General features: G+C 42.2%; 7 protein-coding genes and 1 pseudogene. 6 read left to right on the top strand and 2 right to left on the bottom strand.

Annotated features, from left to right (window positions below; genetic code table 11):
• Positions 1–583 precede the first annotated feature (583 nt).
• The 3 genes and pseudogenes from F6K52_RS29720 to F6K52_RS29715 all read left to right on the top strand — a co-directional run bounded on the left by F6K52_RS29720 (position 584) and on the right by F6K52_RS29715 (position 2,112).
• Positions 584–1,342, top strand: coding sequence for a hypothetical protein (locus F6K52_RS29720; RefSeq protein ID WP_293087267.1), 759 nt, complete (start codon positions 584–586; stop codon positions 1,340–1,342).
• Positions 1,339–1,383 (top strand): annotated as a pseudogene (locus F6K52_RS37140) (hypothetical protein); the annotation flags it as partial. The gene F6K52_RS29720 and the pseudogene F6K52_RS37140, both read left to right, overlap by 4 nt.
• A complete protein-coding gene (locus F6K52_RS29715; RefSeq protein ID WP_293087263.1) occupies positions 1,384–2,112 on the top strand; it encodes a pentapeptide repeat-containing protein in 729 nt (242 codons plus the stop codon).
• A gap of 180 nt (positions 2,113–2,292) precedes the next feature.
• On the opposite strand, the gene F6K52_RS37135 is transcribed toward F6K52_RS29715, so the two are convergent.
• Both F6K52_RS37135 and F6K52_RS37130 read right to left on the bottom strand, forming a co-directional pair.
• On the bottom strand, positions 2,293–2,736 hold the full coding sequence (locus tag F6K52_RS37135) for a Uma2 family endonuclease (protein WP_364420352.1): 444 nt from the start codon (positions 2,734–2,736) through the stop codon (positions 2,293–2,295).
• Positions 2,672–2,977, bottom strand: coding sequence for a hypothetical protein (locus F6K52_RS37130; RefSeq protein WP_364420349.1), 306 nt, complete (start codon positions 2,975–2,977; stop codon positions 2,672–2,674). The genes F6K52_RS37135 and F6K52_RS37130 overlap by 65 nt, the downstream gene beginning before the upstream one ends.
• A gap of 100 nt (positions 2,978–3,077) precedes the next feature.
• Here F6K52_RS37130 and F6K52_RS29705 point away from each other — a divergent pair, with 100 nt between their 5' ends.
• The 3 genes from F6K52_RS29705 to F6K52_RS29695 all read left to right on the top strand — a co-directional run bounded on the left by F6K52_RS29705 (position 3,078) and on the right by F6K52_RS29695 (position 6,456).
• Positions 3,078–3,530: a DUF6335 family protein gene (locus F6K52_RS29705; RefSeq protein ID WP_293087259.1), complete on the top strand. Its 453-nt coding sequence runs from the start codon at positions 3,078–3,080 to the stop codon at positions 3,528–3,530.
• A gap of 397 nt (positions 3,531–3,927) precedes the next feature.
• On the top strand, positions 3,928–4,731 hold the full coding sequence (locus tag F6K52_RS29700; RefSeq protein WP_293087256.1) for an excalibur calcium-binding domain-containing protein: 804 nt from the start codon (positions 3,928–3,930) through the stop codon (positions 4,729–4,731).
• A gap of 555 nt (positions 4,732–5,286) precedes the next feature.
• On the top strand, positions 5,287–6,456 hold the full coding sequence (locus F6K52_RS29695) for a transposase (RefSeq protein ID WP_293087253.1): 1,170 nt from the start codon (positions 5,287–5,289) through the stop codon (positions 6,454–6,456).
• The last annotated feature ends 147 nt before the right edge of the window (positions 6,457–6,603 follow it).

Raw genomic sequence — 6,603 nt, 5'->3', positions numbered from 1 at the left:
TTTCATTAGTTTGTTTTTTGTAGTTTTGTTTTTATTATTTTTTCATAAGTCAGAACTTTAAATCCTTGTGAGTTTATATTAATTATTGTAATGATTATATTTTAATTTGTCAAGGGTTTTTATAAGTTTTTAGTAAGCATTCAGCCGTCAGCCGTCAGTGGTCAGCCTATGGGCTACGCGAACAGTGGTCAGTGGTCAGCTTATTGTATTCAAAAGCTATTCGTAAAGTAGCGTGCCCATAGCCTATAAGCTAATAGCTGATAGCTGATAGCTGATAGCTGATAGCTGATAGCTGAATACTTACAGTTTTTCTTTGAAGGGTTTAGAGATAGGTAAAAAAAATGATTGGAGCAGGTAAACTATGTAAAAATAATTGAAATTATAGCGTTTATAGGACTCATGAGGTACACAGAATTGTTTTACTATTAGTTCCTGTTCCCTGTTCCCTATTCCCTGTTCCCTGTTCCCTGCTCCCTATTCCCTGTTCCCTATTCCCTATTCCCTATTCCCTGTTCCCTATTCCTTATTGCCTATTCTCTGTTCAACACTTCTGATGCTATAGTTATGCTAAATCAGTAAGACTATGACAGAGTTTAGCCAGGGTAATAAAACTAAAAAACTAACTATCGCCGCCTCTTCAAAAGGTATTGAAACAGCGAAAAATGCTTTGGAAAAGCTAGGCTTTGAGTTAAAAAATAACTTTCCCAAGTCACAAGGGATAAGTCACTACACAGTTACCAAATTTTTTAAATCAGAGCCCATTCAGCTTGATTTATTTAAACGGATATGCGAGGGATTGACCCTAGACTGGAAAGAAATTGCGGGAATAGCAGAAGAACAAGCATCAGAACAACTAAACAAAACTGATTGTAGTAGCTCAGAGCTGGTGCAGAGTGTGGAGCACAGTCAAGCCCTGACGCACCAAGAGACTGTAATCGAGAGACAAAGTGAAAAAATTAAAGCTATTCTTGTCTTAGAAGGAGATATAAATTCAGTTCAACCTTCAAAACTGATTGAATCTATTTTACAACAATCTTCAGGATACACGATCAACATTATTGATATTAAACCAAGCCGCTTAATCCTAGAAGGGTATCAAGAAGCTATCGAACGGCTTGAAGCTCGGATAAAATCAGAAGACCTAAAACAATTAAGTGGTTTTCCTGTTAAAGATATTCAAATTTTGAACGAAAGTTCAGATGATGAAGACAATAGCAAGCTTGATCATAAATGGCGTCTAGTGGCAGAGATTGCCAGGGGTGGAGCTGTGGGTCGAGACTTAAGGGGTGCGAACCTCAGTGATACGGACCTCAGTATACGAAGCTCAGTGGTGCTAATCTGATTCGTGCCGACCTGAGTGGTACCGACCTCAGTAATGCGGACTTGAGTGGTGCGGACCTCAGTGATGCGGACTTGAGTGGTGCGGACCTCAGTGGTGCGGACCTAATTCGTGCTAACTTGATTCGCCCCAACCTAAGTGATGCCAACCTCTGTGGTGTCAACTTGATTCGTGCCAACCTGATTGGAGCCAACCTGATTGGAGCCAACCTGATTTGTGTCAACCTAATTGGAGCCAACCTAATTGGAGCCAACCTAATTGGAGCCAACCTCAGTGGTGCCAACTTCAGTAATGCCAACCTCAGTGGTGCTAATCTCAGTAATTTTAACCTGAGTGGTGTCAACCTCAGTGGTGCGGACCTCAGTGGAGCCAACCTAATTCGTGTCAACCTGAAAAATGCTAACCTCAGTGGTGCAGACCTGGGAGGTACCAACCTCAGGGGTGCCGAGCTGTTTAGTGCCAACCTCCGGGGTGCTAACCTCCGGGGTGCTAACCTCAGTGATGCCGACCTCAGTGGAGCCAACCTGAGTCGTGCCTACCTAAGTCGTTACAGTCTTTTTGGTGCCAAGCTCAGTGGAGCCAACCTGAGTCGTGCCTGCCTCAGTGGAGCCAACCTCACTGGTGCAAACCTTAGTGATGCCAACCTCACTGGTGCTGACCTGTTTGCTGCTAACCTTAGTGATGCTGACGTGAAAAATGCCCGATTCGCATATATTGTAGGAATTGATGAATCCATTAAGCTTGAGCTAATTCAAAGAGGAGCAATTTTTTAAAATTTTCCAGGTGAACCCTCTGAAATTAGTTCTTGAAACATTACCAGTTATGTGTCTTAAAAAAGAGCGATCGCATAATCTACATAACTGGTAATTCGTCTGATAATTTATCTGTCTTAAAAAAGAGCGATCGCATAGGGTTACAACCAGTTAACCTTAAACTGATTATCATACTGACCGTTACTGCGAAATTTGGCTTCTCACCCAACTCCGAAAAGCTTTCACCAATTCTAAATAGTCCATGGTTTCAGCTTGTTTTAAAAATTGGGCAATTTCGGAAAGTGGTAAATTCGGAAAGTATAGACTTTGATTTCCAACAACGTAGTCTTGATTTTCGAGTTGCTTAATGGTGAAAGATTTACCATCATAAATCCAGACTTCAGGTACACCTAGATTTGAATAGATATCAAAGCGGTCATCTGAACGTCTGGTAATATCAATTTCAACAACTAAATCTGGTCCTGGGTCTTCTGGGCCAAGCCTTTTTTTACCTTTAACACCATCTATGTTGTTAATGTAGAAACATTCATCAGGTTCGGCTCCACTAATTTCTGGACGTTTAAAGGTAGTTGACCCTAAGCGATGCAGCGCGGTCTTGGGGGTTTCCCCCATGAGCGACTGCATCAAGACAAGGATAAATCCTAATTTTTAATTCTTCAGCTAGGGTTTCAACAAAGCGACCCATTACTTTTTTATAAAGTTCATGTTCAGGGGAAGGAGCCATAATTTCTAGGTTGCCACGATTGTAGGTAAGCCGTAAGCGGCGATGATTTTCCAATTCATTAAGTAATGTTTCATAGGTTTGCCAACTGATACCAGAGAGTTGGATTCGTTCTGCTGGTGGGCTTAGGGGAGTGATGGTCATGGGGATAGTGCTTGTTAATTTTAATTATTTTAGCAGTACAATTTAAGTAGAAGGAGATTATTTATGAATCAAACAATGACACTACTCAGGAGTAACGAGCATGAAAAATTACAACAAAGATGTAGTCAACTCTTATGAAATTCTGAAACGAGAGGAAAGGTATGCTGACAACCGTAATACAGAAGAAGTCTTTTTAGCAGACCTGACTGGAATAGAAGACCCTGACCGGATTTTTGAGGGTGTAGTTGACCGTGACACTGGGATGGGACGCACCTTGGAGAAGTTGAAAACTAGCAAACTATCCGGTGGCAATGTGACCGGTGGCGATATTTATGACAATTGGTATCAGGCTGAAGTAGTGGGTGAAGAAGCAGTTGGAGGACAAACGCCCACTCCTGATCAAAATGTAACTGAAGACTTGCTGGAGTCCATGGGGATTTCTTCAGTTGATGGTGAAGCTGTGCAAACTCGGGACAAGTTAGAGGTTCGTGACCACCTCCGCTGGGAGCTGAACCCTGAATCTTCTGAAGATTACTCGCAACACTTGAAATAAGGTCTTCTTGGCAACGGATGGCTTAACGGATGTCAGGGATAGGGAGAGGGATTGATGGTTTTTTGGTAATCGATTAGTTTGGGAATTGATTAGTTTGGGACTATCGGTAATTAAGCAATAAAAAACCTCTAAAAGAGGGGATATTTGCTGGCAACTTTACTTTTCCCCTCTAGTTAAATCCCGATGAATCAGACAAATACCACAAATCAAACAAGGAAACAATGATTATTTATAAAAAAAATATGTAATTTTATGACGGATTAGGTGGTATTTATATACTACGAATGAAGTATATAATTGGGTTGATAAATTGGACAAATTCACGTAAAGTCTTGAAAGTAATCTCAATCATAGAATAGTGAAAAAAAATTTACTGAGAAGCTTTCAATCTTTTTTGATGACAGTTCTGTTGATGCTACTATCGGCAGCATCACTGACTAGTTACCCCGATATAGCCCTAGCCCAAACAGAGCCTAACGTCTCCAGCCCTGGTTCTGAGGTTGAAATCCTACATCCAACTGCTTTTATTAACTTAAATAAAGGCTTCTTCAAACCTAATTATGGAGCTGTAGTTAACATTTTCAATGGAAATGGACTGACTGGTAGCGGCACGGAACTGGATAAAATCCACGTAGCTGGAGGAAATCCAGCTGACTTTCTCTCAGCTAGTCTAAAAAATGGTGCAACGGCAGCTGATGTAAACTTTGACTTTGACTTTGGCAGCCCAGTCGTATTGAATACACTAGCCCTCTGGAATTACAATGCTTTCAATACAACGGCAACTAATCGGGGTATCAAAGATTTTATCTTAGTTCTTTCTAACAACGCAGATTTTTGTGATCCAGTTTTTAAATCTTCAACCCTAACTCTGCCTAAAGGACCTGCAACCAAGATTCCCGCTACTATCTTCTCTTTTCCTAATGTGAAAGCTCAGTTTGCCAGAATCGATGTTCTCTCCAACTATGGACCGGCAAGTCTGATTGGCTTATCTGAGGTTCGTTTTGCCAAGATAGTTAGTAACACAACACCTGTCTCGTCTGTTGCTGCAGAACCTGAATTTCCCGATTGCGTGAATTCAGATTGCAATTGTTCAGATTTCAGTACTCAAGCTGAAGCCCAACAGGTGCTTGATGGCTTTCCCGGCGACCCCTACCGGCTAGACCGTGATAAAGATGGTATCGCTTGTGAGTCACTGCCGTAAACGTAAGCATTCAGCAGTCAGTGGTCAGCCGTCAGCTTTGTGGAACAGGCTTCCAGCCTGTGACTTCACTCAGATTAAACGAATGCTTACCTGTTGTCTTGATCCCAAGCGCGAGTGGGGTAAACCCTCGTGAGGCCACTGCATCGCTTATTCAAAAGCTGTTCGGTGTAGCTTGCCCATAGCTCATAAGCTGATAGCCTATGCGCTACGCGCACGCGTGCGCGTAGCGCATAGGCTGATAGCTGAATACTTACCCGTAAACAAAGTTATTTTATTTTGGGTTTTGGGGAGTTTCACCGTTACATAATCACAGTGACTTAATGTGATCCGGAGGCACCCCACCAACAAGCCCTAACCTACTACACCAGCACTACCCCGAAGAGTTAAGTTTTGGGGGGTTTGGGGGGCTATAAGTCCGCGCGCGAAATCTTTGATTTGGCGTTGGGATACATGGACAACCCAAGCCAATTGAACCCCTCGATGGGGTGATAATTGGCAATCGGATAAATAGTCTAACAAGACGGCAATATTTGTTAGACTATTTCTATGGAAAGCATGACTTACACATATCGCATTCATCCAGATATCGACCAAGAAGCAAAGATGCTTGATTGGCTCGAACAATGTCGGCGTGTTTATAATTACGCACTGCGACAACGAAAAGACTGGATCAATAGCCGTAAGTGTAGAGTTGACGCTTGTAGTCTCAGGCAGGAATATATTATCTCTGCTGAAGAACCATATCCTGACTACTACAAACAACAGAACGCACTGACAGTCGCCAAGAAAAGCATTCGTGAATTTCAGGCTGTACATTCTCAAGTCCTTCAAGATGCTCTCAAGAGACTTGATAGAGCATTTAAGATCAGACAACAGAGACAGTTTGGGTTTCCACGCTTCAAGAAGGTTGGACGTTATCGTTCGTTTGTATTCCCTCAGTTCAAATCGAATCCGATTATTGGGTGGCAAATCAAACTACCTAAGATTGGTAAGATGCCGATTGTTCTGCATCGAGCTATTCCAAAAGGATTTGTTATCAAGCAGGTTCGAGTCCTGATGAAAGCTTCGGGGTGGTATGCTCAACTGATTTTGCACTCTGACATATCTATCCCCGATCCGATGCCTCATGGTGACCCCTTGGGTATTGATTGGGGGATTTCCAGTTTTGTCGCTACCAGCCAAGGTGAATTGATTGATAATCCTCGGTTCTACATTCAGTCTCAAAGCAAGCTTAAATGGCTGCAACGCAGATTGAGTAAGAAACAAAAAGGAAGTAAATCTTATCAAGCTTTGACACACAAAATATCTTTGCTGCACGAAAAGATTGGTAATCAGCGAAAAGATTTTCAATACAAAGTTAGCCATCATCTTTGCCGTCAGGCAGGAATGATCTTTGCTGAAGATTTGAACATTTTGGGATTGAGCAAAGGTATGCTTGCCAAGCACGTCTTGGATAGTGCGCCTGGTCAATTCTTGAATATCTTGGATTGGGTTTGTCGCAAGACTGGGACTTACTATCAAAAAGTTGATGCTAAAGGCAGTAGTCAACTTTGTCCTGAATGTGGGGCTGATGTGCCTAAAGACTTGAGTGTCAGAATACATAGTTGTCCAAAATGTCATATCGTCATGCCTCGCGATGTGGCTAGTGGGAAAATCATCGTAAATAGAGGTATGGCAGCCGTTGAAGGTCTAGCGGTCAAGCTGGGTGTGGAGGAAGAATCGTAGGATTCCCAATGAAGCACCAAGTTCTCGATGCAAGTTGAGAAGCACACGCTATATTAAGTAGCTATAGCGAAGTAATTAGCGTTGGGAGTATGTCACGGAAACTTAGCACAATCCTGCCAAATTAAAAATCTGAGCTTTAATCGATAA

The organism is Moorena sp. SIO3H5 (assembly GCF_010692395.1).
Lineage (GTDB): Bacteria > Cyanobacteriota > Cyanobacteriia > Cyanobacteriales > Coleofasciculaceae > Moorena.
This window is presented reverse-complemented; position numbering and strand designations above follow the sequence as displayed.

Bases quoted from the DNA above. Each gene is read 5' to 3' on its own strand.
- F6K52_RS29695 (WP_293087253.1), top strand. From the start codon at position 5,287: ATGACTTACACATATCGCATTCATCCAGATATCGACCAAGAAGCAAAG.
- F6K52_RS29705 (WP_293087259.1), top strand. From the start codon at position 3,078: ATGAAAAATTACAACAAAGATGTAGTCAACTCTTATGAAATTCTGAAA.
- F6K52_RS29700 (WP_293087256.1), top strand. From the start codon at position 3,928: ATGACAGTTCTGTTGATGCTACTATCGGCAGCATCACTGACTAGTTAC.
- F6K52_RS29720 (WP_293087267.1), top strand. From the start codon at position 584: ATGACAGAGTTTAGCCAGGGTAATAAAACTAAAAAACTAACTATCGCC.
- F6K52_RS37135 (WP_364420352.1), bottom strand. From the start codon at position 2,736: ATGCAGTCGCTCATGGGGGAAACCCCCAAGACCGCGCTGCATCGCTTA.
- F6K52_RS37130 (WP_364420349.1), bottom strand. From the start codon at position 2,977: ATGACCATCACTCCCCTAAGCCCACCAGCAGAACGAATCCAACTCTCT.